Consider the following 21440-nt stretch of genomic DNA (forward strand, 5'->3'; position numbering starts at 1 on the left):
CTGGCGTCACGCGCCCTTCCAGATGCGCGATAACAATTGGCGCAGGACCTCGCGTTCTCTCGGCGTCAGCGCACTGAATGTGCGTTCCTCCTGCGCCATGACACGGGCACGCCATTCGGCGACGGCCTCCGCGCCGGTTTCGCTCAAGTGCAGATGCTGAATGCGCTGGTCTTCGTCGTCGGCAAGGCGATCGATCCATCCCTTGGTGTCGAAATGCGCAAGGATGGGCGCGAGATTGGCCCGTTGCAGCCGCGCCTGGCGCCCGATCTCGGCAGCCGTGATGCCGGGCGTCTCGTCGATCAGGCAGAGAACCGTGAAAGGGATAGGCTTAATCTCATCGCCTAGCGCCTCGGCAAAGCCCGCCAGATCGAGGATCGAGGCTCGACGCAGATGGTAACCGAGGAGATCGTCCATGACCGGCGTCCTCATCGCCGCAATGTCCCGCACCTTCGCCCTCACGCGCTGCCCTTCTTGAAAATCATCAAAATTGCCTCTTGTCAGTTTCATATCGCTATGGGATATAGCAGTCAATCGCTATTTAACATAGCAATGTTCGAGGTCGGGAGTCTCGAACGCTCACGGGAGGATAGACCATGGCATCTGCATCAAACCTATTTCGACGCGTAAATCCGATCAGCGGTGAGGTGGCGAGCGAAGCGCCGGCGCAGACGCCGGACGAAGCGCGAGCCGCGGTCGACGCGGCAGCCCGCGCCATGCCGGCCTGGGCCGCGCTGGGGCCGAATGCGCGCCGCGCCGCTCTCCTGAAAGCTGCCGATGCCGTTAGCGCGAAGGGTGACGCCTTCGTGGCGGCGATGATGGCCGAGATCGGTGCGACCGAAGCCTGGGCGCGTTTCAACGTCACGCTTGCCGCGTCAATGCTGCGCGAGGCAGCGGCACTCACCACGCAAGTCGCTGGCGAAGTGATCCCGTCCGACAAGCCGGGATGCCTTGCCATGGCCATCCGTGAGCCAGCGGGCGTCGTGCTTGGTATTGCGCCGTGGAATGCGCCGGTGATCCTTGGTGTCCGTGCGCTGGCAACACCGCTCGCCTGCGGCAACGCCGTGGTGTTCAAGGCAAGTGAACTGTGCCCGAAAACCCATGGGCTGATCGTCGAGGCCTTGGCGGAGGCCGGGTTGCCGGACGGGCTTGTCCAGCTTGTCACCAACGCGCCTGAGGATGCCGCAGAAGTCGTCGGGGCACTGATCGATCATCCAGCTATCCGACGTGTGAATTTCACCGGTTCCACCGCGGTCGGGCGCATTGTCGCGATGCGTGCGGCGCAAAATCTCAAACCCTGTGTTCTGGAACTCGGTGGCAAGGCGCCGCTTGTCGTGCTGGACGATGCGGATCTCGACGAGACCGTGAAAGCCGCCGCCTTTGGCGCTTTCTTCAACCAGGGCCAGATCTGCATGTCGACGGAACGGATTATTGTCGTCGATGCGGTGGCTGACGCCTTCCTTGAAAAATTTGCCGCCAAGGTGCGGACGCTTATCGCTGGCGATCCTCGCCAGGGTGCTGCACCGCTGGGTGCAGTGGTGGACGTCAAAACCGCTGAGAAGCTGAAGGGGCTGATCGACGACGCCATTGCCAAGGGCGCGAAGGTGATCGCGGCGGGCGAACCGGATGGTGTGCTCGTCCCTGCGCATATCGTTGCGGACGTGACTGCCGGAATGCGCCTCTATTCCGAGGAGAGCTTCGGGCCCGTTGTTGCGGTGATCCGGGCCAAGGATGAGGCTGATGCGATCCGCATTGCCAATGACAGCGAATATGGTCTCTCGGCTGCCGTCTTCACCAAAGATGCGGCGCGCGGCCTGAAGGTTGCCCGGCAGATTCGCTCCGGCATCTGCCATATCAACGGCCCGACGGTGCATGACGAGGCGCAGATGCCTTTCGGCGGCGTCGGAGCTTCGGGCTACGGGCGCTTTGGTGGCAAGGCCGGTATTGCGGAATTCACCGAGCTTCGCTGGATCACGGTCGAAACCGAAGCTGGACGCTTCCCGATCTGATCTTACGTCGAGCCTGTGCTCGCCTTCAAATCATTTAAAAGGAAACCAATCTCATGACCGAGACTAGCAGCAAGGCGGACGTCGTCGCCGTCGATATTGACGAAGGCATCGCCTGGGTCCGTTTCAACCGCCCGGAAAAGCGCAATGCGATGAGCCCCGAGCTGAACCGCCGGATGATGGACGTGCTGGACGAGCTGGAATTCCGCGAGGATGTTGGCGTTCTTGTCCTCAGCGGCGAAGGCACGGCCTGGACGGCTGGCATGGATCTCAAGGAATATTTCCGCGAAACCGAGGCCAAGGGTCTGGCCGGCGTGCGTCAGAGCCAGCGCGAGAGTTATGGCTGGTGGCGTCGGCTGCGCTGGTATCAGAAGCCGACCATTGCCATGGTCAATGGCTGGTGCTTCGGCGGCGGTTATGGCCCGCTCTTCGCCTGCGATTTGGCTTTTGCGGCAGACGAGGCGAAATTCGGCCTGTCGGAGATCAACTGGGGTATTCTGCCGGGCGGTGGCGCAACCAAGGTCGCGGTAGAGCTGATGCCCTTCCGTCAGGCCATGTACCACGCCATGCTCGGTGAGCCGATCGACGGCCAGAAGGCTGCGGCCTGGGGTCTTGTCAATGAGAGCCTGCCGCTTGTCTCTTTGAAGGATCGGGTCGCCGAGGTTGCCAAGGTGCTGCTGGCCAAGAACCCCGTAGCGCTCAAGGCTACCAAGGATGCGGTGCGCCGCGTCGGCGTCATGACCTATGACGAGGCTGAGGATTATCTTGTGCGCGCCCAGGAAGCCGCCAATTCCTACGACAGTGAAGGTCGCAAGGAGGGCATCCGCCAGTTCATCGACGAGAAGACCTACAAACCCGGTCTCGGCTCTTACGACAAGAGTAAAATTCACAGCTGATAGAGGTTTTACTGGGAGGAGGACCAACATCATGCATAACTGGCTAGCCCCCGATCCGGTGGGCCTGCATGCGCAGGCGCGCCCGGAAAAACTCGCCCTTGTCGATCTGGCGTCCGGGAGGCACTGGACCTATCGGGGCCTCGACCGGGCGATCGAACAGGCAAGAGCGGCAATCGACGCACTCGGCCTTGCGCCGGGTGACAGGCTCGCGTCGATTGCACGCAACTCCGCCGATCTTGTGATTGCGCAGCAGGCCTGTCTGCGATCCGGCCTTATCTTCACGCCACTGAACTGGCGGCTCGCGGCTGCCGAGATCGATGCTATTCTCATCGACTGTACCCCCGCGCTGATCCTGGTCGACGGATCGTCGGCAGGTTTCACGGTGCCGGATGGCGCTAGACTGCTTGATATCGCAGCGTTTACCGCGCGTTGCGAAAGTGCGGCGGCAGGCGAACGAGGCTCTCCGCATGATGCCAACCGGCCTTGCGTCCTTCTCTACACTTCCGGAACGTCCGGGGTGCCGAAGGGCGTCATTCTAACCCCCCAGACACTGTTCTTCACCGGGGTTAATTTCGGCGTGCTAGGGCAGGTGACATCTCAGTCTGTCTTTCTCGCGGAATCGCCCTTCTTCCATGTCATCGGCCTGGTAACCTCCGTCTGGCCGCCATTGGTTCAGGGCGGTACGGTGCTGGTCTCATCCGGCTTCGATCCGGTCGTTACCAATTCCCGGCTTGCGGACCGCGCGCTCGGCATCACCCATTACTTCTGCGTCCCGCAGATGGCGACGGCGTTGAAGGACGCCGATGGTTTCCAGCCGGAGAACTGGTCGCTCGCTGCGCTTTTCACCGGCGGCGCTCCGAACCCGCCTGCCAATATCCGTTGGTGGCTGGAGCGTGGCGTTGCCATGGTGGATGGCTACGGCATGACCGAGGCCGGAACGATCCTTGGCATGCCGCTCGATCCAGCGCTGATCTCCAAACATGCGGGCGCCGTCGGCCAGGCGGGACCGGCCACTGCCATTCGCATCGTCGATGCCGAGGGCCGGGAGGTGCAGGACGGGACCGCTGGCGAGATCATCGTCAAAGGGCCGCATGTTACACCTGGCTACTGGAACCGACCGGAAGAGCGCGATGCCGCCTTCACGCCGGATGGCTGGCTGCGCACCGGCGACATTGGACTTCGGGATGCCGATGGGTTCGTAACCGTTGTCGATCGTCGAAAGGACATGTTCATTTCGGGCGGTGAGAACGTCTATCCGGTAGAAATCGAAAGCGTCCTTGCCGAACATCCAGCGGTCCTCCAGGTGGCGGTTATTGGTGTGCCGGACCCGCGCTGGGGCGAGGCGGGGCATGCCTTCGTTATCCTGTCACCAGGATGCGAAGACGCGGAGGGCGAACTTCGTGCCCATTGCGAGGCGCGGCTCGCCCGCTTCAAGGTGCCGAAACATTTCCGGATTGTCACGGAACTGCCCCGTACCAGCACGGGCAAAATCCGCAAGAACAAGCTCCGGGAGAGTCTTTCCGCCTGACCGTCCCGTACCCCCCATCTAGCAGCGCCGCAAGCGACGCTAAGCCAGTTAGGAGACAATCATGCGCACGCAAGTCGCTATCGTCGGAGCCGGTCCCGCCGGACTTATCCTTGCTCATCTCCTCCATGCCTCCGGCATCGAGACGGTGGTGATCGAGCGGCAGACACGCGCCTATGTGGAGGGACGGGTGCGGGCAGGGGTGCTGGAACAGGGAACAGTGGACTGCCTGTCCCGCCTTGGGCTGGACAGGCGCTTGCGCGAGGAAGGGCTGCGCCATTCTGGCACGCATCTGTCAGCCGATGGCGATGATTTTCGCATCGATCTAGAACAGGCTTCGGGTGGTGCTTGCGTTACGGTCTATGGCCAGCAGGAGGTGACGCGCGACCTTTTCGAAGCCGCCGAGGCGCGGGGTCTGACGATCCTCTTCGAAGCGAGCGACGTCGGTCTCCACGATATAGAGACGGAAAAACCCTTCGTTACCTTCCGCACGCCGTCCGGGGAGGTCCGGGTCGACTGCGATTTCGTGGTCGGCTGCGACGGGTTCCATGGTATCAGCCGCCAGGCGATCCCCAGCCATGTTTTGCGCATCTTCGAGCGTGTCTATTCGTTCGGCTGGCTCGGCATTCTCACCGAGCGTCCGCCTGTCAGCGAGGAACTCGTCTATGCCAGTCACGAGCGCGGCTTCGCGCTTGCCTCGATGCGTTCCATGACGCGCAGCCGCTATTATATCCAGTGCGACATGGGCGAGCGGCTGGAAGACTGGCCGGACGAACGTATCTGGGATGAACTGGCCGTGCGGCTTGGACCCAATCTCGGCGCACGGCTCCAGCGTGGGCCTTCCTTCGAAAAAAGCATTGCGCCGCTGCGCAGCTTCGTTGCCGAGCCGATGCGCTATGGCCGACTGTTCCTTGCCGGAGATGCTGCCCATATCGTGCCACCGACTGGAGCGAAGGGCCTCAATCTCGCAGTCTCCGACGTGACCATGTTGGGTCAAGCGCTGGCGGAATTCTACATTGAGCGCTCGGGCGCGGGAATCGACACCTATTCGGCGCGAGCGCTGGGGCGCGTCTGGAAGGCCGAACGTTTTTCCTGGTGGTTTACCACACTCACGCATCGCTTCCCGGAGACGGGAGCTTTCGAGCGACGAATGCAAGTCGCAGAACTCAGCTACCTACGAAGCTCACCACGTGCGCAGGCAAGTTTTGCCGAAAACTACGTCGGCTTGCCCTTATAACGGGTGACGGCGCGCTTAGACGAGAAGCCCTTTCAACTCCGACTGTACTGCACCCAGCGCAGACAGATAGCGCTCGACCAAATCCTGCATGGAAGCTGCGGATGCGGCGACACCGACATTGAGGGCGGCGATCGTCTTGCCCCGGGCGCTCTTCAGCGGCACGGCCAGCGAGCGCAGGCCGATCTCGACTTCCTGATCGATCATCGCATGACCACGGGCGGCGGTTGCTTCGATTTCAGCCATGAGAGCATCGATATCGGTAAGCGTCATCGGCGTGCGCGCAACGATGTCGGAGCGCTCCAGAAAGGCGCGGCGGTCTTCCTGGGACAGGGAAGCTAGAAGGACCCGCCCCATGGAAGTGCAATAGGCGGGCAGCCGCGACCCTGGCATCAGCGCAATCGACATGACGCGACGCTGGGCGGCGCGTGCGACATAGACGATTTCGGTATCATCGAGGATTGAAACGGATGTGCTTTGTCCGATGTCTTCCGACAGTTGATCGAGAAAGGGCTGCACGATGCGTGGCAGCGGCATTGAAGCAAGGCACCCCGTTCCAAGTCGAAGTACCTTTGGTGTGACCGTGAAGAATTTTCCATCATAGGCGGCGTAGCCGAGCTCGGCCAGCGTCAAAAGACAGCGTCTTGCGGTCGCACGATCCAGTTGGGCGATCTCCGCCGCCTCGGAAATCGACAGTTTCGGCCGTTCGGCGCTGAAGGCTTCGATAATGCTCAGCCCTTTGGCGAGGCCACCCATCATGTCGCGTCCACTCACAGCCATGTGCCGCCTCTTTCAATATTGTGCGATAATCGAACAAATATACTATATCGCACAAATGGGCTTGATGTCGATCCGAGTTGGGATTTACCTGAACCTTGAGCGGGCCACACGACAGGTCGCTGGAGGAAAATGGTATGGACAAGAGGATAGACAGCCTGGCGGATGCTCTGGCTGATATCGAAGATGGCGCAACGATAATGATCGGCGGCTTTGGCGGCTCGGGCGCGCCCATCGAGCTCATTCACGCTCTTATCGATCGCTTCAAGGAAACGGGTAAGCCCTCAGGGCTCACGGTTATCAACAACAATGCCGGCAATGGCCGTATCGGCATCGCGGCGATGATCGATGCTGGCATGGTCAAGAAGATGATCTGCTCCTTTCCGCGTTCATCCGATCCGCGGGCGTTCACAGATCGCTACCTCGCAGGCGAAATCGAGTTGGAACTGGTGCCGCAGGGTACGCTTGCCGAGCGCATTCGCGCCGGCGGTGCCGGCATTCCCGCCTTCTACACGCCGACCGGTTTCGGTACCGAACTTGCGCAGGGCAAGGTGATCGCCGAATTCGACGGTCGCAAATATGTGCAGGAGCGCTGGTTGAAGGCCGATATAGCGCTGGTCAAGGGGCATCTCGGCGACACCCACGGCAATCTCACCTACCGTCTGGCCGGGCGCAATTTCAATCCGCTGATGTGCATGGCGGCCAAAAGGACCGTCGCGCAGGTGTCGAAAATCGTGACGCCAGGAGAGATCGATCCGGAGCAGGTGATCACGCCAGGCATTTTTGTCGATGGGGTCGTGGAAGTGGCTGATCCGCAACAGGAAGAAGCGCTGATCCAAGCAGGAGTGGCATACGCATGAATGACGCACCCATGATCGATACTCGCGACGACATCAAGCTTTCCAACGCCCAGATTGCCTGGCGGGCCGCTCAGGATATTGCCGACGGCGCCTATGTAAACCTCGGCATCGGCTTCCCGGAAATGGTCGCAAAGTTCCAGCCCAAGGGCCGCGAGGCGATCTTCCATACGGAGAACGGCGTCCTAAATTTCGGTGAAGCGCCGCCCCCTGGTGAAGAGGATTGGGATCTCATCAATGCCGGGAAAAAGGCCATCACGCTGAAGCCCGGTGCGGCCTTCTTCCACCACGCCGACAGCTTCGCCATGGTGCGGGGCGGGCATCTGGATGTGGCGATCCTTGGGGCCTATCAGGTCGCTGAGAATGGTGATCTTGCCAATTGGCGTGTCGGCTCCAAGGGTGTGCCTGCCGTGGGTGGCGCGATGGATCTTGTCCATGGCGCAAAACAGGTGGTGGTCATCACCGAGCATGTCACCAAGGACGGCAAGCCGAAACTGGTCGAGCGTTGCACCTTTCCCCTCACTGGCGTCGGCTGCATCACGCGCGTCTATACCAGCCACGCGGTGATCGACATTGTGAATGGCAAATTCCTCGTACGAGAGAAGCTTACAGCCATGACTATGGATGAGCTTCAAGCCATGACGGGCGCGAAGCTCCATATCGATGGCCATGTCGACGACCTCGTGGTTCCGGCGCTGTAAGGAGTAAATCAATGACCGAAGCCTTTATCTGCGCTTATATTCGCACGCCCATCGGCCGTTTCGGCGGATCCTTGTCATCTATTCGTGCTGACGATCTCGGCGCAGTGCCGCTCAAGGCGCTGATGGCACGTTATCCGACCGTCGATTTCGACGCCGTCGATGATGTCGTCTATGGCTGCGCCAACCAAGCGGGGGAGGATAATCGCAACGTTGCGCGCATGTCGTTGCTGCTGGCAGGTTTGCCGGTTTCGGTTACGGGTACCACGATCAACCGCCTGTGCGGTTCCGGCATGGATGCCGTCATTACCGCCGCTCGGGCGATCAAGTCGGGCGAAGCGGAATTGATGATCGCGGGCGGCGTGGAATCGATGAGCCGCGCACCCTTCGTTCTGCCAAAGGCAGAGACTGCCTTCTCACGCAATGCCGAAATCTATGACACCACCATCGGCTGGCGTTTCATCAACCCGATGATGAAGAAGCAATATGGCGTCGACTCGATGCCTGAAACTGGCGATAATGTCGCGATCGACTTTAATATCGCCCGCGAGGATCAGGACGCCTTTGCCGTGGGAAGCCAGGCGAAGGCCGCTGAAGCCCAGGCCAATGGCCGCCTTGCTAAAGAAGTCACGCCGGTGAGCGTGCCGCAGAAAAAGGGTGAACCGCTAATCGTCGATCGCGACGAGCACCCGCGTGCGACATCGATGGAAGCGCTCGCCAAGTTGAAGCCAGTCAATAAAATCGAAGGTGGCACGGTTACAGCGGGTAATGCGTCCGGCGTCAATGACGGCGCGGCAGCGCTCATCATCGCTTCCGAAGCTGCTGCCAGAAAGCACGGCCTGACCCCCATCGCCCGCATTCTGGGTGGCACGACGGCAGGCGTTCCCCCGCGCATCATGGGCTTTGGTCCCGCACCGGCAACCAAGAAGCTGCTTGCCCGCCTCGGCCTCGCTCAGGAGCAGATCGACGTCATCGAACTCAACGAAGCGTTCGCCTCCCAAGGCCTGGCGACGCTGCGGGATCTCGGCATTGCCGATGACGACCCGCGCGTCAACATCAATGGTGGAGCCATCGCGCTCGGCCACCCACTCGGCATGTCCGGCGCCCGCATCACGGGCACGGCAGCGCTTGAGCTTTCCTTGTCCGGCGCGCGTTACTCGCTTTCCACTATGTGCATCGGTGTGGGACAGGGCATCGCGGTCGCGCTGGAGCGGGTATAGGCTGCTCGGCTCAGCGCCTCAAGCATCTGGTGACCCTGTTTCCAGAAGAGCGCCTACGTGCGAATATTAGATTCCCGGTTCACGAGGGACGCTTTGCGTCACGGAAACGGGGACCGGATCAGAATTTCCGAAAAATTTAACAATGCACGATAGGGAAAAGACGTCAAACAACCTCTGGTGTCAAATGGCTTCTGAGCTCGATCTTCCGACAATCCTTTTGTTACAAAAGACATCGTATATAGCAGGCGCCTTGACCCTATTTTATCTGCGGTTTACGTCGTCGGAGAGCAGAGGTGTGGGGCTTCTGGCGTCGAGTTTCCTGGTGCTCGCGGTGGGTTCGACGCTCGCGGGATACGCAGAGCTCTATCCAACACTTTACAGCGTCCTTAGCCTCATCAATATCGCCTTGGGGGTTCTGGGATACTCTTTCTTTGGGTTGGCGTTCGTTTTCATCAGTGACCCGGAGCGGAGATTGAACCCCTGGCTGGTATGTGTGCCAGCGCTTGTGACGTTGATTTCTGGAGTTGTGACGGAGTTTCATCTCAACAACACCTATAGAGCAACAAGCTTTACATTAATGGGTTGTTTAGCGACCGCCGCGACGGCAGTGATCGTATACCGCGATGCCCGTCGCGAGCCGCTGCCTATACGAAAACTGGTTGCCGGCATATTGGCTGCTGTCAGCATACTTTGCTTTATCTTGGCGGTGGAGTTCTGGTTCCAAGACTTCCCGATACTCAGTGCCGTCGACGGCTTCTTTATGATGATCGTCTCGAAGTTTGTGCTTGCACTCGCAATCGTTATTTTGATCAACGAGCGTCAGCACATGAAGATCAAGCACCTTGCGGACAGGGATCCGCTGACCGGTGTCTTCAACCGCCGCGCCTTTGATGCGCAGGCGCAAAGCGAATTATCAAAAGGCGATTCGGTCCTGTTTCTGGACATTGATCATTTCAAGCACCTGAACGATCGTTTCGGCCATGCGGCAGGTGATCGCGTGCTTTCAACAGTGGCGAAGGCCGTTCAGGCTGTGTTGCCGGAAGGCGCTTTGTTTGCGCGCCATGGAGGAGAAGAGTTCATCGCTTTTCTGCCTCAAAGTGTAGGTGATGCGATACTTCATGCGGAGCGGATCCGAAAGACGGTCGCAGACTTGCGCTTCCCAAATCCGGACTCAGAGATCACGCTAACGCTCAGCATCGGTGTTGCCACAGCAATTCGTCACGGAGAGAGCGTGTCGGGCCTCTCTCAGCAAGCAGACCGGGCATTGTACATAGCAAAGGCGGGTGGACGAAACCGTGTGTGCGGCGCAGACCACACCATGTCGCTGCAGGCAATGTACAGCTGATTAAACCCCAAAGCTCTGCTGGTTGGTCATCAGTTGTTCCTTGTGATGGCAACTCTAGCAAAACTTGCGGTATCGGTATGATTAGGCGGCCAATTTCACTCAACCTTGAGAGTCTTAACAAAATTGGCGCTCTCATGGGCATGGATGCGGGTGAAGCGGATCAGTTCATCGAAGTGACGCTGCATTTTGCGGATGGACTCGGCATTGTTGAGGACCAGATACATGCCACCCACGAAGATCGCCGCGCGCTGCGATCCGAAGATCGTATAGGGGACGGAGAAGCGCTCCTTCTCGTTGAACAGGAATAGCCGGAACGAGGGATAGAGCTCGTTGATGAGTTCGGACATGTATTGCAGCTGGGTCGCCCTGATCTCCTTCTTCAAGCCGCTCCACATACCCCGCCCTTGGGCGAAGGCTTCCAGCGTTTCGCAAGGCATGCAAACTTCCATATCCGTGCCCGGCTGGCGGTTATAGTCGAGCCGGAAAGCGGACTCATTCGCTTGCGCTTTCACGCTTTGATGCGCGCTTTCGGCTTCAAATGCGATGATCTGCGGGGTGCGCAGCAGGTCCGGGATACGGGCGGGAACGTAGCGGATCTTCGAGCCTGTAGCCTCGGCATGCCATTTCATCAGTAGCGTATCGGTGTAGTCTTCGCCGCCTTCCTCGATTTCAAAGCTAGGCCGTAATTCGCCGGTCAGGCCTGGATCGTGCGAGATGCCAAGCAGCCAGTCCAGCGAGACCGCATGGCGTTCGGCGATGTTGAGAAGAGTTTCCACCCGAGGAAGACGCGCCGAATCACCCGATAAGAGCTGCGATAGCGCCGAGCGATCGACGCCGATGCCGGCTGCGAAAGCGGAATGGCTGTTACCTGACCGCGCCACCAGCTCCAGCAAGCGAATGCGGAAGAGATCTGCCAAGGCCCGCTTGTCCATAATCCACCTCATTGTTTACTAAAGTCGACATATTATAATTTCTGTTATCAAAATCAACAATTGGTCACCAAACTCTCATTGTGCACGTCGCATCTGGGTGAAATTCTGATCCGGGGCAACGCATCAGGGGATATGATGAGCGAGACTTTATCTGAAAGGCAAAACCAAGGGTTCCATCAACGCCGACCAAGGGCTCTTAAAATAGAGTGGCCGACCGTCGCTTTACTGCTGGCGTGCTACGGCCTCTGGGGAGCGGCAGGCTGTGGTCTTTATCCGAGCTATCCAATCGTCGCGCTCGTGCTGATGGGAGTGGCGGTTGCGCTTCATTCTTCGCTTCAGCATGAGGTTCTGCACGGTCATCCAACAAGAAGCGCAAGGATAAACGAGGCGTTGGTCTTCGCACCGCTTGGCGTCTTTTACCCCTACCGCAGTTACAAGCGGACCCATCTTCAGCACCATGCGGATGAGCGTCTTACCGATCCCTTCGATGATCCTGAAAGCTATTATCGCGCCATGAGCGATTGGGAGACGATGCCAGCGTTTCTGAAACGCCTGCTTGCCTGGAACAATACGTTGGTCGGCCGTGTGCTGATCGGTCCGCCGCTGATGGTGGTAGGGTTTACCGCTTCCGAATGGCGTAAGATTTTCAAGGGAGACCGTAAGGTCACCATGGCGTGGATCCTCCACCTCGCCGGGCTCATCCCGACTTTGCTTGTGGTGTCACACCTGTTCGGTATTCCCGTCTGGCTCTACATTGGAGTTTCCGCCTATCTCGGTGTTTCCATCATCGCCATCCGTTCCTATTGTGAGCATCAGTGGGCAGAGCAGCCGGATGGGCGCACGATCATCGTCGAGAACTCGCTTTTGGCACCGCTGTTTCTCTATAACAACCTGCACTTCGTCCATCACAAACTGCCCACCGTGGCATGGTACAAGCTGCCGTCGCTTTATCGCGCTGGGCGCGCAGAGTGGCAAAGGATGAACGAGGGTTATGTCTTCGCCAACTACTTCGAGGTTTTCCGTGCATTCGCTTTCAAAGCGAAGGAGCCGGTGGTGCATCCTGCCTGGCGACGGGAGGAACCGGTCATTGCGAACGACATCGTTGTGAACGACCAGCAAGAGGTCGCGAGCTATCAAGCGTCAGGTGGGGCTTCTATTCCGAATCTGCCGGCATGAGGTGGATCGCCGCTCTGCCGATGTATGACTGGCCGGAACTGCGATCCGATGTGGATCGTATCTGGGAGACGATGCGCGCTCGCTTCATCGCAAATGGCATCGATGCGCCTGAGAGCCTCGTTCGATGCAACGCTGACATGCCGCCGGTTCCGGGTGGCATTCGCGGCGAGGATGGTTCGGTCATCGCGCCGGACCCCTCGACGCTCGATGCGGACGCGCTCGATCTCGATGTCCTTTGGCGCCATCCGGCTCTTCTCATTGCTGCCACCTGTTGGGGGCCGATGGAACTTGGCTTGCAGAATCATGTCCAGGTCATCGGACAAAGCCAGTATGAGGATGTGGCAGGGGGATTGGGGATATATTATTCGAGCGCCATTATTGGTCGTAGAGGCGAGGGTGCCAGTGTGATGGCGCCCGAAACCGGTGAACCGATCTTGCCGATCTCGTTATTTCGGGGACGAAAACTTGCCTTTAACGAGCATCGTTCGATGTCCGGTCATCTGGCCTTGAAGCGCGATCTGGAGGCCATGGGTGAAGGCCTCGGGCTATTTTCCGAATTGGTGGAGACCGGGGCACATCGAGCGTCGGTGACGGCTGTCGCGCGGGGAGCGGCAGACTTTGCAGCGATCGACTGCCGGTCGTGGATGCTGGCTGAGCGCTATGAGCCTGCGGCCAAGGATCTGCATGTTGTCGGCTGGACGGGGCGGCGCAAGGGCCTGCCCTTCATCCGCGCCAGAAACATCCATCTCGATTTCCTGATGTAGGCGCGGCGCGACCTTAGAAGGAGTTATCGGGAGGCAGGGTCTTGGACAGGAGTTCCCTGGTCTTCTCCATGTCTGAGGAGATCGGTCGATCGTCCGAATAGTGGCGGACGTGCGACCGGAGCAGGCTGTAGAGAGCGTCCGTACCCGGTGCTCTGCGCGCCACGGTTTCCAGAAAATCATGGGCCTGCGTGGCGGCCAACCACTCGATCGCGAGGATGTATTCGGCGTTGTCGATAACGGCGAAGAGCTTATTGGCGGCAGCGGTGGGGTGTGCCAGGAAATCTTCCTGCAGCGCAGACGTCAGGCCTCCATCGGTGGAGGCAGGGGCTGCAAGCCTGCGGTTCTCGTTCGCAAGCGCCGCTGCCGTATACTGCGCGATCATGAAGCCGGAATGGCTGCCTGGGTCGGAGGCGAGGAAGGGCGGGAGGCCGCTCACCAGCGGGTTGACCAGGCGATCGATCCGCCGCTCGCTCATGGCCGCGATTTGCGCCATGGCAATGGCAAGGGCGTCGGCGGCCTGACCAAGTGCCGGTGCCACCGCATGCGCTTCCGACCAGACAAGCGGCTCTTCCGGCGTGCCGGCAACCGCCGGATTGTCGGTGACCGATGCCAGTTCACGGTCAATAATGGCTGCGCAGTTTTCGAATAAATCACGCGCGGCGCCATGGGCATGGGGGATAGAGCGCAGGCTGAGCGCATCTTGCGTCCGCCGGCCTTTAGCAGCTTCGATCAGCCCGCTGCCGGCAAGACGTCCCCGCAGCGCCGCACCCACCTTGGCAATCCCATTGGAGACCCGCAAAGACAGCACCACTTCGCTAAAGGCTGGCATCTGGCAACCGGCGGCTTCCAGCGTCATTGCGGCAATCGCGTCGGCCCAGTCGAGCAATTGCGCGGCCCGCTCCAGCGCGATGCTGGAAAGACCCGTGGCGCAAGCAGTGCCGTTGACGAGGCTCAATCCCTCCTTGGCGCCGAGAACCAGCGGCTCAAGTCCGAGCTCCGCCAAGGCCTCACGCCCGCTCAAGGCACGCCCACCGATATGGGCAGAACCTTCCCCAATGAGAACCAGCGCCGTATGCGCGTTATGAATCAGATAGCCCGCTGAACCACGGGAAGGGACATCGGGGATGCAGTCACGCTCGAGAAAGGTTGTGAGATAGTGGACGATATCCCGGCTCACGCCGGAATACCCATGAGCGAAGTTAGCGATCTGCGCGGCGATGATGGCGCGCACCTCGCGGGGCGGAAGAAGCGGACCGACGCCGCAGGCGTGGCTCAAGATAATGCTGCGTGAAAGCTTGCCCTGCGCGGCCCGATCGACCACTGTGTCAGATAAGGCGCCGACGCCGGTATTGATGCCGTAGGCTCGGATGCCACGCTCGACGATGCTTTCCACGATCCGTTGAGCGTTCTCGATGCGCTGAATTGCGGCGTCCGAGAGCGCAAGCGTCGCCCCTTGCCCGACCTTTGCCACGTCCTGCCAAGTCAGCCTGTCATCGAGCAACACGGTCATTCGATATTCCTGATAGTCGTTGGAAGAGAGCGCATGTCCAGGGCTAGGACAGTGTCGCTCCCAAATTTTGGGTTAGGCGCTGTAGAGACGATAGCGGCTGCCGGGATAAAGCAGCCGGACCGAGGAGATCACGCCAGCTTCAGACCATGTGCGTCGGCGCACGAGAAGGCATGGCTCAGTCTTGGAGATCTGAAGCAACTTGCATTCCCATGCTTGCGCCGTCACCGCCTCGATATGCTGCTCGGCCCTGACGATCGGGGCAATGGCTGTCAAATATCCGTTCGGCGTCGTCTTGGCGAAGTTCTGATCGATATAGTGCGGAACGATGGCGTGGTTGACGAAACGATCCTCGATCTGCATCGGCACTGAATCTTCCGCATGCACTATGATCGAATGGGAGACTGGGCTGCCGATCTCGATCGAAAGGGCCTCTGCCAATTCGGCCTCGCAGCTTTCCATTCGAAGCATAATGACATTGGCTGTATGGACGCCACCATTGCGAGTGATTTCGTCGGCAATATTGGGGACGCTCTGAAACTGCGATGTTCGCTTCTTGCTGGCAACGAAAGACCCCTTGCCCTGTACGCGAACGACGAAGCCTTCATCGGCCAGTTCGCGCAGTGCGCGATTGGCCGTCATGCGGCTAACGCCGAGCAATTCGACCAGTTCATTTTCGGAAGGAACGCGATGGCCGACGGCCCACTCGCCGGTTTCGACGCGGCTTCGAACATAATCCTTGAGCGTGACATAGAGCGGCTTGTCGGAAGCCTGCTCGTCATGTCGCTTGTCGACCTGTTTTTCTACCGGTTGCATGAGGCTCCAAAAGGCGAACGACGCAGGTTCGGCATCTGACGCGTCGGGGGCGCGTGTGCGGGTATGGTGCGTGCCATACCCGCAAACAGCATTCAGTTCAACTTGTGCGCCGTCAGCCACTCGTCGGCAACCACATCGAAGCTGTCATGGTTGGCAAGACGGCCGTTCATGACGATCAGGTCATTGGTCGTCAGAGCAGCGGAAACCGCATCCAGCGTCTTTGTCACCGTGTCATTGACCTTGGCCTTTGCCATGACCGGCACGATATTCTGTGCCGGGAACAGATTCTTGACGTCTTCCAGAATGATCAGGTCGTTGGCGGCGATTGCCGGGTCCGTCGAGAAGAGGTTAGCCGCCTGAACCTGATTGTTCAGCAGTGCCGACAGGGTCAGTGGGCCACCGACATCGAGAGACTTGAACGACTTGAATTCAAGGCCATAGAGTTCCTTCAGGCCGATGATGCCTTCCTTGCGGGTCTTCCATTCCGGCGGGCCGCCGAGCACCAGTTCGGATGCGACGGGCTTGAGATCGGCAATGGTCTTCAGCTTGTATTTCTCAGCAGTGGCACGCGTGACCGCCACACCATCGGAATCCTGAGCCGCGGATGGCGTCAGCATAACGACACCCTCTGGCAGCGCCTTTGTCAGTGCTGCAGCGACGTCCGCGGGCGAATGGGCGGTGGCGTTCTTGTCGAGATAGCTCAATGTCGCGCCGGCATATTCCGGCAGGAGATCAATCGAGCCATCGAGAAGCGCCGGCATATAGACTTCGCGGCTGCCGATGCTGAGCTTCGTCTCCGTCTTGATGCCCTTGGCGGCGAGAGCCTTGGCATAGATGGTGGCCAGAAGCTGGCTTTCGGGGAAGTCGGCCGAGCCGACGATGATGGTGGACGTATCCGAGCGCTGAGCCGGAGCCTTCCCGAGGGGATCGGTCTGGGCAAGCGTCGTGGTGGCAGAAAGCGCGATCAGCGCGAATGCGCCGGCGGCCTTTAAGATACTGAATGCCATGCAAGCTACTCCTTTTGTTTCAACGTCTTCAGAATGAAAATGCGGTTTTGGTTGATGCCCGCCCTATGCGCGGCGGGTTAGTCCTGGTGATACCGTGAGCCTCGATATGATGCCGATCACCAGATCGACCATAAGGGCAAGCACACCGACCAGAACGGCGCCGGCTGCCATCTCATAGTAGTCGTTCTGGGCGCGTCCATCGATGATGAGGCGCCCCAGTCCGCCAAGCGATACGTAAGCCGCAATGGTTGCCGTCGAGATGATCTGCAATGTCGCGCTCCGAAGCCCGGAGAAGATCAGTGGCAGAGCGCAAGGAAGTTCGACATCGAAGAGAATATCGAGGGGGCGCTTGCCCATGCCGCGCGCTGCATCCACCGCTGCCGAATCCACTGCCGCAACGCCGGCATAGGTCGCGCTCATGATGGGCGGCACGGCCAGCAGCACGAGAACGATGATGCTTGGCACGATGAACGCCATGTCGGAGGCAAAGACCGGACCGAAGAGAATGACGAGCAGCACGATCAGACCGAGGCTCGGCAGCGCTCGCAAAGCGTTGGCTAGGCCGGCAATGACGACCACGCCTCGGCCGGTATGCCCGACATAAAGACCGATCGGCAGGCCGATCAGGCAGGAGAAGAAGAGGGCAACGCCGCTATAGATCAGATGCTGGATGACGAGTGCGAAGACGCCGTCGGTGCCCGTCCAGTGGGCAGGATCGGAAAACCACGCGATCATCGTTCTGCACTCCCGGGCTGCCATGGTGTCAGGCGCTTTGTGGCAAAGAGCACGATCCCGTCGAGCAGAGCAGCCAGCAGCACGCACAGAACGATACCGGCGATGATCGGCGTCAGGAAGCGTAGTTGAAGTCCTTGCGTGAATAAAAGGCCAAGCTGAGGGGTACCCACGAGTGCCGCAACCGAGACGATACTGACATTGGACACCACGGCCACACGCAGGCCCGCCGCAATCACCGGCACGGCAAGCGGAAGCTCGACGAAAAGAAGCCGCGGCAATGTGCGATAGCCCATGGAATTGGCAGCTTGAATGACATCGGGCTGTACGGAATCGAGGCCGTCGGTGACCGTGCGGATGAGAAGCGCCAGCGCATAGATCGTCAGCGCGACAACCACGTTGAGCGGATCGAGAATGCGTGTGCCGAGAACGAGCGGGAGCAGAACGAAGAGGGCAAGCGACGGAATGGTGTAAAGCAATCCGGCAGCGCCCAGCATGGTGGAGCGAAAGAAGCCGGCCCGGTGCGCAAGCCAGCCAAGCGGCAGTGCGAGGACGAGGCCGATAACCACCGGGATGACCGAAAGCCAAAGGTGCCAGAGGAAGAGTTCGGCGATACGGCCGGACTCGCGGTACAGCCAATCGAACCTCATGCTTGCGCCCTCGCGCGACCGGTGCGGGCCGCCTCGATCGCAGCGACCACATGCGGCAGGGTGACCGTGCCCGCCAATGTGCCTGATGGTCCGACGATCACGCCTCGGCCCGACGGTGAACTGAGGGCGGCGTCAAGAACGTTGCGCAGGCTGCTGCCTTCGACGGCAAGCGTACCGCTGAGATTGAGATCGCCCTCTCTCAAGGGCGCCTTGATGCTTTCCACATCGGCCCAACCCAGCGGGCGGTTCTCGGCGTCGGCGACGAGCACCCATCTGTCGGTCGCAATCTGGCGAAGGGATTCCGGTGTGGCACCGAGCGCGGCTGTCGGTTCATGGCCAAGTTGCACGCCATCATCATTGAAGTCGGCGAAACCCAGGATGCGATAACCCCGGTCACGACCGATGAAATCGGCGACGAAGTCGTCGGCCGGTCTTGCCAGTAATTCCTGGGGCGTGGCGATCTGCGCCAGCGTTCCGCCAGTGCGCAGAACCGCGACCTGATCTCCAAGCTTCAGAGCCTCGTCGATGTCATGCGTGACCATGATGATGGTCTTGCCGATTTCGCGCTGGAGGCGGAGGAACTCGTCCTGCAACTGGGCACGGACCACTGGGTCGACGGCGCTGAAAGGCTCGTCCATCAGCATGAATTTGGGGTCGGAGGCGAGCGCGCGAGCAACGCCGACGCGCTGCTGCTGGCCACCGGAAAGCTGCCAGGGATAGCGATTGGCGAAAGCGGAGGAGAGGCCGATCCGCTCCAGAAGATCATGAGCAGTACGAAGCGCTTGCTCCTTGGGCGTTCCGTTCAGCCGCGCGGTCGTTGCAATGTTCTGCACGACGGTGCGATGAGGAAAGAGACCGGCATTTTGAATGACGTAACCGATCTTACGGCGCAGAAGCGCCACATCCATGGCGTCCGTCGGTTCGCCATCGAGAAGAATTCTGCCCGAGGAGGGTGTGATCAGCCGGTTGACCATACGCAGCGACGTCGTCTTGCCACAGCCCGATGGTCCAACGAAGATGGTCAGCTTCCCGCTTGGAGCCGTCAGCGACAGATTGTCGACAGCCGTGGTCGGCCCTCGATAGTGCTTACTGACATGATCGAATGTAATCATAGGCGCGTTCCCTTTTCTGTCCCGGATGTCGCCAGCGATCCGGTCTCCTTGGTTGTCTATACAAGCACGAAGTTATGCGAGGCGCAAGCGGGTGGCGCTTAAAGAAAACGCGGTATTTATTTGTGCTTAAATCTTGTGCTCAGCCTGCGGTGTTCCGCGCGGCTGACGATCGGAGAACCACGGTTCTCGTCATACGTGATGTCAAGGACGCCATTGCTGAGGGCTTTTGCCGTCAAGCTCTCTGTCTAGGTAAAAGGCTGCGCTAATCATGGCCAGATGCGTAAACGCCTGCGGGAAGTTTCCGAGCAATTCACCACGGTGATCGAACTCTTCTGCGTAGAGGCCCAGGTGGTTGGCATAATTCAACAGTGCTTCGAAGGTCGCACGCGCTTTCTTCAAATCACCGGCCCTTGCAAGGCATTCGGCATACCAGAACGAGCAGGCAGAGAACGACCCTTCCTGACCGCTCAACCCATCTTCGCTCTTATAGCGATGAACAAGGCCGTCATCGGCAAGCGTGTCACCGATCGCGTCCAGAGTTGCCAACCAGCGCGGATCCGTGGCGCTTACGAACCTCACAAGCGGCATCAGCAGCAGCGAAGCGTCTAGGGTGTCGCCACCCTTGGTCTGGACGAAGTGTCCTTTTTCCTCGTTCCAGAAGTTTGCCCAGATGTCCTCACAGATATTGTTTCTAACATCGATCCACCGGCTGAAGGGTGCCGCGAGCGATCGCTTGCTCGCCAGGCGAATAGCGCGGTCGACTGCCACCCAGCACATGAGGCGAGAATGCAGGAAATGCTGGGGACCGCGCCGCATTTCCCAGATGCCGGCATCAGGCTCCTCCCAATGTTCGCAAACATAGTTGATGATGTCTCGCACCCCGTTCCAGCCATCATGAGAAATGGCGTGGCCATATTTGTTGCTGAGATAGACGGCATCCATCAACTCGCCATAGATATCGAGTTGCACCTGTTTCGCCGCGCCGTTTCCGATCCGCACGGGTCGCGCTCCGCCATATCCGCTTAAGTGATCGAGAGACACCTCATCCGCGACCGTGCTCCCGTCGACGGCATACATGATGTCGAGCTTTCCATTTGTACCGCATCGCATTGCGCGTTTGCCGATCCAGGACGTGAAGTCTTGCGCCTCCTGCTGATAGCCAAGCCGCATCAAAGCATAGACCGTAAAGGATGCGTCGCGGATCCATGTGGCGCGGTAGTCCCAGTTTCGAATTCCGCCAGGCGCCTCTGGTAGCCCGAAGGTTCCGGCGGCGATGATCGACCCGTGTCGGCGTGACGTCATCAATTTCAGCGTCAGGGCAGAGCGGGTCACCATTTCGCGCCACCGACCACGATAGGACGATTGAGCAGCCCAATCCTGCCAATACTGGATTGTCGCGTCCTCAAACCCTGCGACGTCTGCCAAGTCCATTGGCTCTTCGTCGGCCCCGGTTAGAACGAAATCGCCTGTTTCTCCGGCGGTCAGCTTCGCCTTGCAGATCACGTCGCCATCGAGCGGCTGAAGCGCGAGATTGGACGTGAGCCTGATCCCGTCGCAGTGCTTGGGCCGCCACAGCGCGGTGTGCCCATCGATCTCGGCAGTTTCCTTCTGCCTTGCATAGTCGAACCGAGGCGCACAGCGTAATGTGATCGCGACCGTCCCGCGCGTCACTTTCAGTCGCCGCACCAATTTCGTTGAGGTTGAGGCACTGTCTTCCCTGACGGCCATGAAGTCCGTGAGTTCGGCGCTGGCATTCTCGCCCATCCAGCGAGTGACCAGCACATTGGTGTCTGGCCGGTAATGCTGCACGATCCGAACATCGGGAATATCCGGCAGGATTTCAAAGAGACCACCTCGGTCCGGATCGAGCAGACCGGCAAAGATGGTTGGGCTATCGAAATTTGGCCAACACATGAAATCGATCGCACCGTCTTTGGCAATAAGCGCTAGCGTCGCTAGATCGCCGACGATACCGTGATCTGAGATAGGCCGCGGGACGGGCCTGCTGGCGGTCTCATCTTTTGAGAGACTATGGCTTTCGACTTCAGAGGGAGTGCGGACGTCCATTCGATAATCCATCAAGTGTGATCGCATGCCGGACGAAAGAAGCGTCTCGTTTCGATTTGCCGAAAGGTCGAGCAGTGCTTCTTCATCCACGACATTGTCTTCACAACGTCAGCATTCGCCTT

Annotated in this window: 20 protein-coding genes; 10 read left to right on the plus strand and 10 right to left on the minus strand. The window is 59.5% G+C overall.

The genetic code is table 11. The features are described from left to right. Positions 1–6 precede the first annotated feature (6 nt). Entirely contained in the window at positions 7–414 is a 408-nt protein-coding gene (locus QE408_RS06370; RefSeq protein ID WP_306929474.1) for a MarR family winged helix-turn-helix transcriptional regulator, read from the minus strand. Between the two features lie 179 nt (positions 415–593). Between QE408_RS06370 and QE408_RS06375 the strand changes: the two genes are divergently transcribed. The 4 genes from QE408_RS06375 to pobA all read left to right on the plus strand — a co-directional run bounded on the left by QE408_RS06375 (position 594) and on the right by pobA (position 5661). Then, entirely contained in the window at positions 594–2006 is a 1413-nt protein-coding gene (locus QE408_RS06375; protein WP_306929476.1) for an aldehyde dehydrogenase, read from the plus strand. A gap of 53 nt (positions 2007–2059) precedes the next feature. Then, a complete protein-coding gene (locus QE408_RS06380) occupies positions 2060–2899 on the plus strand; it encodes a p-hydroxycinnamoyl CoA hydratase/lyase (protein ID WP_306929478.1) in 840 nt (279 codons plus the stop codon). A gap of 31 nt (positions 2900–2930) precedes the next feature. Beyond that, positions 2931–4427, plus strand: a complete 1497-nt coding sequence (locus tag QE408_RS06385; RefSeq protein WP_306929480.1) for an AMP-binding protein — start codon at positions 2931–2933, stop codon at positions 4425–4427. A gap of 61 nt (positions 4428–4488) precedes the next feature. Further along, positions 4489–5661, plus strand: coding sequence for a 4-hydroxybenzoate 3-monooxygenase (gene pobA / locus QE408_RS06390; protein WP_306929482.1), 1173 nt, complete (start codon positions 4489–4491; stop codon positions 5659–5661). A 15-nt stretch (positions 5662–5676) separates the two neighbouring features. Here pobA and QE408_RS06395 read toward each other — a convergent pair whose 3' ends face one another. Then, complete coding sequence (locus tag QE408_RS06395) at positions 5677–6438, minus strand: IclR family transcriptional regulator domain-containing protein (protein WP_306929484.1); 762 nt, start codon at positions 6436–6438, stop codon at positions 5677–5679. A 134-nt stretch (positions 6439–6572) separates the two neighbouring features. Here QE408_RS06395 and QE408_RS06400 point away from each other — a divergent pair, with 134 nt between their 5' ends. From QE408_RS06400 to QE408_RS06415, 4 genes are all read left to right on the plus strand, one after another. Further along, positions 6573–7295 (plus strand): 3-oxoacid CoA-transferase subunit A, encoded by a 723-nt coding sequence (locus QE408_RS06400; protein ID WP_306929486.1) that lies wholly within the window; start codon positions 6573–6575, stop codon positions 7293–7295. Then, positions 7292–7993 carry a 3-oxoacid CoA-transferase subunit B gene (locus tag QE408_RS06405; protein WP_306929487.1) on the plus strand — a complete coding sequence of 234 codons (702 nt, stop codon included), beginning with the start codon at positions 7292–7294 and terminating at the stop codon, positions 7991–7993. The genes QE408_RS06400 and QE408_RS06405 overlap by 4 nt, the downstream gene beginning before the upstream one ends. Positions 7994–8004: 11 nt before the next feature. Then, complete coding sequence (gene pcaF / locus QE408_RS06410) at positions 8005–9210, plus strand: 3-oxoadipyl-CoA thiolase (protein WP_306929489.1); 1206 nt, start codon at positions 8005–8007, stop codon at positions 9208–9210. Between the two features lie 295 nt (positions 9211–9505). Beyond that, positions 9506–10555, plus strand: a complete 1050-nt coding sequence (locus QE408_RS06415; RefSeq protein ID WP_306929490.1) for a GGDEF domain-containing protein — start codon at positions 9506–9508, stop codon at positions 10553–10555. 95 nt (positions 10556–10650) lie between these two features. Here QE408_RS06415 and QE408_RS06420 read toward each other — a convergent pair whose 3' ends face one another. Beyond that, positions 10651–11487: a helix-turn-helix domain-containing protein gene (locus QE408_RS06420; protein WP_306929491.1), complete on the minus strand. Its 837-nt coding sequence runs from the start codon at positions 11485–11487 to the stop codon at positions 10651–10653. 135 nt (positions 11488–11622) lie between these two features. Between QE408_RS06420 and QE408_RS06425 the strand changes: the two genes are divergently transcribed. Both QE408_RS06425 and QE408_RS06430 read left to right on the plus strand, forming a co-directional pair. Beyond that, positions 11623–12663: a fatty acid desaturase gene (locus QE408_RS06425; protein WP_306929493.1), complete on the plus strand. Its 1041-nt coding sequence runs from the start codon at positions 11623–11625 to the stop codon at positions 12661–12663. Then, on the plus strand, positions 12660–13427 hold the full coding sequence (locus QE408_RS06430; protein ID WP_306929495.1) for a phosphate/phosphite/phosphonate ABC transporter substrate-binding protein: 768 nt from the start codon (positions 12660–12662) through the stop codon (positions 13425–13427). Before QE408_RS06425 ends, QE408_RS06430 begins: the two co-directional genes overlap by 4 nt. A 13-nt stretch (positions 13428–13440) precedes the next feature. Here the strand turns inward: QE408_RS06430 and QE408_RS06435 are convergent, their stop codons facing one another. From QE408_RS06435 to QE408_RS06465, 7 genes are all read right to left on the minus strand, one after another. Then, positions 13441–14937 (minus strand): HAL/PAL/TAL family ammonia-lyase, encoded by a 1497-nt coding sequence (locus QE408_RS06435; protein ID WP_306929497.1) that lies wholly within the window; start codon positions 14935–14937, stop codon positions 13441–13443. A 72-nt stretch (positions 14938–15009) separates the two neighbouring features. Further along, on the minus strand, positions 15010–15750 hold the full coding sequence (hutC, locus tag QE408_RS06440; protein WP_306929499.1) for a histidine utilization repressor: 741 nt from the start codon (positions 15748–15750) through the stop codon (positions 15010–15012). A 92-nt stretch (positions 15751–15842) separates the two neighbouring features. Further along, complete coding sequence (locus QE408_RS06445; protein WP_306929501.1) at positions 15843–16757, minus strand: ABC transporter substrate-binding protein; 915 nt, start codon at positions 16755–16757, stop codon at positions 15843–15845. 63 nt (positions 16758–16820) lie between these two features. After that, the gene (locus QE408_RS06450) at positions 16821–17492 is read right to left on the minus strand and encodes an ABC transporter permease (RefSeq protein ID WP_306929502.1); all 672 of its coding nucleotides are present in this window, start codon (positions 17490–17492) and stop codon (positions 16821–16823) included. After that, complete coding sequence (locus QE408_RS06455) at positions 17489–18139, minus strand: ABC transporter permease (protein ID WP_306929504.1); 651 nt, start codon at positions 18137–18139, stop codon at positions 17489–17491. Before QE408_RS06455 ends, QE408_RS06450 begins: the two co-directional genes overlap by 4 nt. Then, positions 18136–19251 (minus strand): ABC transporter ATP-binding protein, encoded by a 1116-nt coding sequence (locus tag QE408_RS06460; RefSeq protein WP_306929506.1) that lies wholly within the window; start codon positions 19249–19251, stop codon positions 18136–18138. Before QE408_RS06460 ends, QE408_RS06455 begins: the two co-directional genes overlap by 4 nt. 201 nt (positions 19252–19452) lie before the next feature. Further along, complete coding sequence (locus tag QE408_RS06465) at positions 19453–21408, minus strand: glycoside hydrolase family 15 protein (protein ID WP_306929508.1); 1956 nt, start codon at positions 21406–21408, stop codon at positions 19453–19455. Between the last annotated feature and the right edge of the window lie 32 nt (positions 21409–21440).

It is taken from the genome of Agrobacterium larrymoorei, from assembly GCF_030819275.1.
In the GTDB taxonomy this organism is placed as follows: Bacteria; Pseudomonadota; Alphaproteobacteria; order Rhizobiales; family Rhizobiaceae; genus Agrobacterium; species Agrobacterium larrymoorei_B.

Bases quoted from the DNA above. Each gene is read 5' to 3' on its own strand.
- QE408_RS06370 (WP_306929474.1), bottom strand. From the start codon at position 414: ATGGACGATCTCCTCGGTTACCATCTGCGTCGAGCCTCGATCCTCGAT.
- QE408_RS06375 (WP_306929476.1), top strand. From the start codon at position 594: ATGGCATCTGCATCAAACCTATTTCGACGCGTAAATCCGATCAGCGGT.
- QE408_RS06380 (WP_306929478.1), top strand. From the start codon at position 2,060: ATGACCGAGACTAGCAGCAAGGCGGACGTCGTCGCCGTCGATATTGAC.
- QE408_RS06385 (WP_306929480.1), top strand. From the start codon at position 2,931: ATGCATAACTGGCTAGCCCCCGATCCGGTGGGCCTGCATGCGCAGGCG.
- pobA (WP_306929482.1), top strand. From the start codon at position 4,489: ATGCGCACGCAAGTCGCTATCGTCGGAGCCGGTCCCGCCGGACTTATC.
- QE408_RS06395 (WP_306929484.1), bottom strand. From the start codon at position 6,438: ATGGCTGTGAGTGGACGCGACATGATGGGTGGCCTCGCCAAAGGGCTG.
- QE408_RS06400 (WP_306929486.1), top strand. From the start codon at position 6,573: ATGGACAAGAGGATAGACAGCCTGGCGGATGCTCTGGCTGATATCGAA.
- QE408_RS06405 (WP_306929487.1), top strand. From the start codon at position 7,292: ATGAATGACGCACCCATGATCGATACTCGCGACGACATCAAGCTTTCC.
- pcaF (WP_306929489.1), top strand. From the start codon at position 8,005: ATGACCGAAGCCTTTATCTGCGCTTATATTCGCACGCCCATCGGCCGT.
- QE408_RS06420 (WP_306929491.1), bottom strand. From the start codon at position 11,487: ATGGACAAGCGGGCCTTGGCAGATCTCTTCCGCATTCGCTTGCTGGAG.
- QE408_RS06425 (WP_306929493.1), top strand. From the start codon at position 11,623: ATGAGCGAGACTTTATCTGAAAGGCAAAACCAAGGGTTCCATCAACGC.
- QE408_RS06430 (WP_306929495.1), top strand. From the start codon at position 12,660: ATGAGGTGGATCGCCGCTCTGCCGATGTATGACTGGCCGGAACTGCGA.
- QE408_RS06435 (WP_306929497.1), bottom strand. From the start codon at position 14,937: ATGACCGTGTTGCTCGATGACAGGCTGACTTGGCAGGACGTGGCAAAG.
- hutC (WP_306929499.1), bottom strand. From the start codon at position 15,750: ATGCAACCGGTAGAAAAACAGGTCGACAAGCGACATGACGAGCAGGCT.
- QE408_RS06445 (WP_306929501.1), bottom strand. From the start codon at position 16,757: ATGGCATTCAGTATCTTAAAGGCCGCCGGCGCATTCGCGCTGATCGCG.
- QE408_RS06450 (WP_306929502.1), bottom strand. From the start codon at position 17,492: ATGATCGCGTGGTTTTCCGATCCTGCCCACTGGACGGGCACCGACGGC.
- QE408_RS06455 (WP_306929504.1), bottom strand. From the start codon at position 18,139: ATGAGGTTCGATTGGCTGTACCGCGAGTCCGGCCGTATCGCCGAACTC.
- QE408_RS06460 (WP_306929506.1), bottom strand. From the start codon at position 19,251: ATGATTACATTCGATCATGTCAGTAAGCACTATCGAGGGCCGACCACG.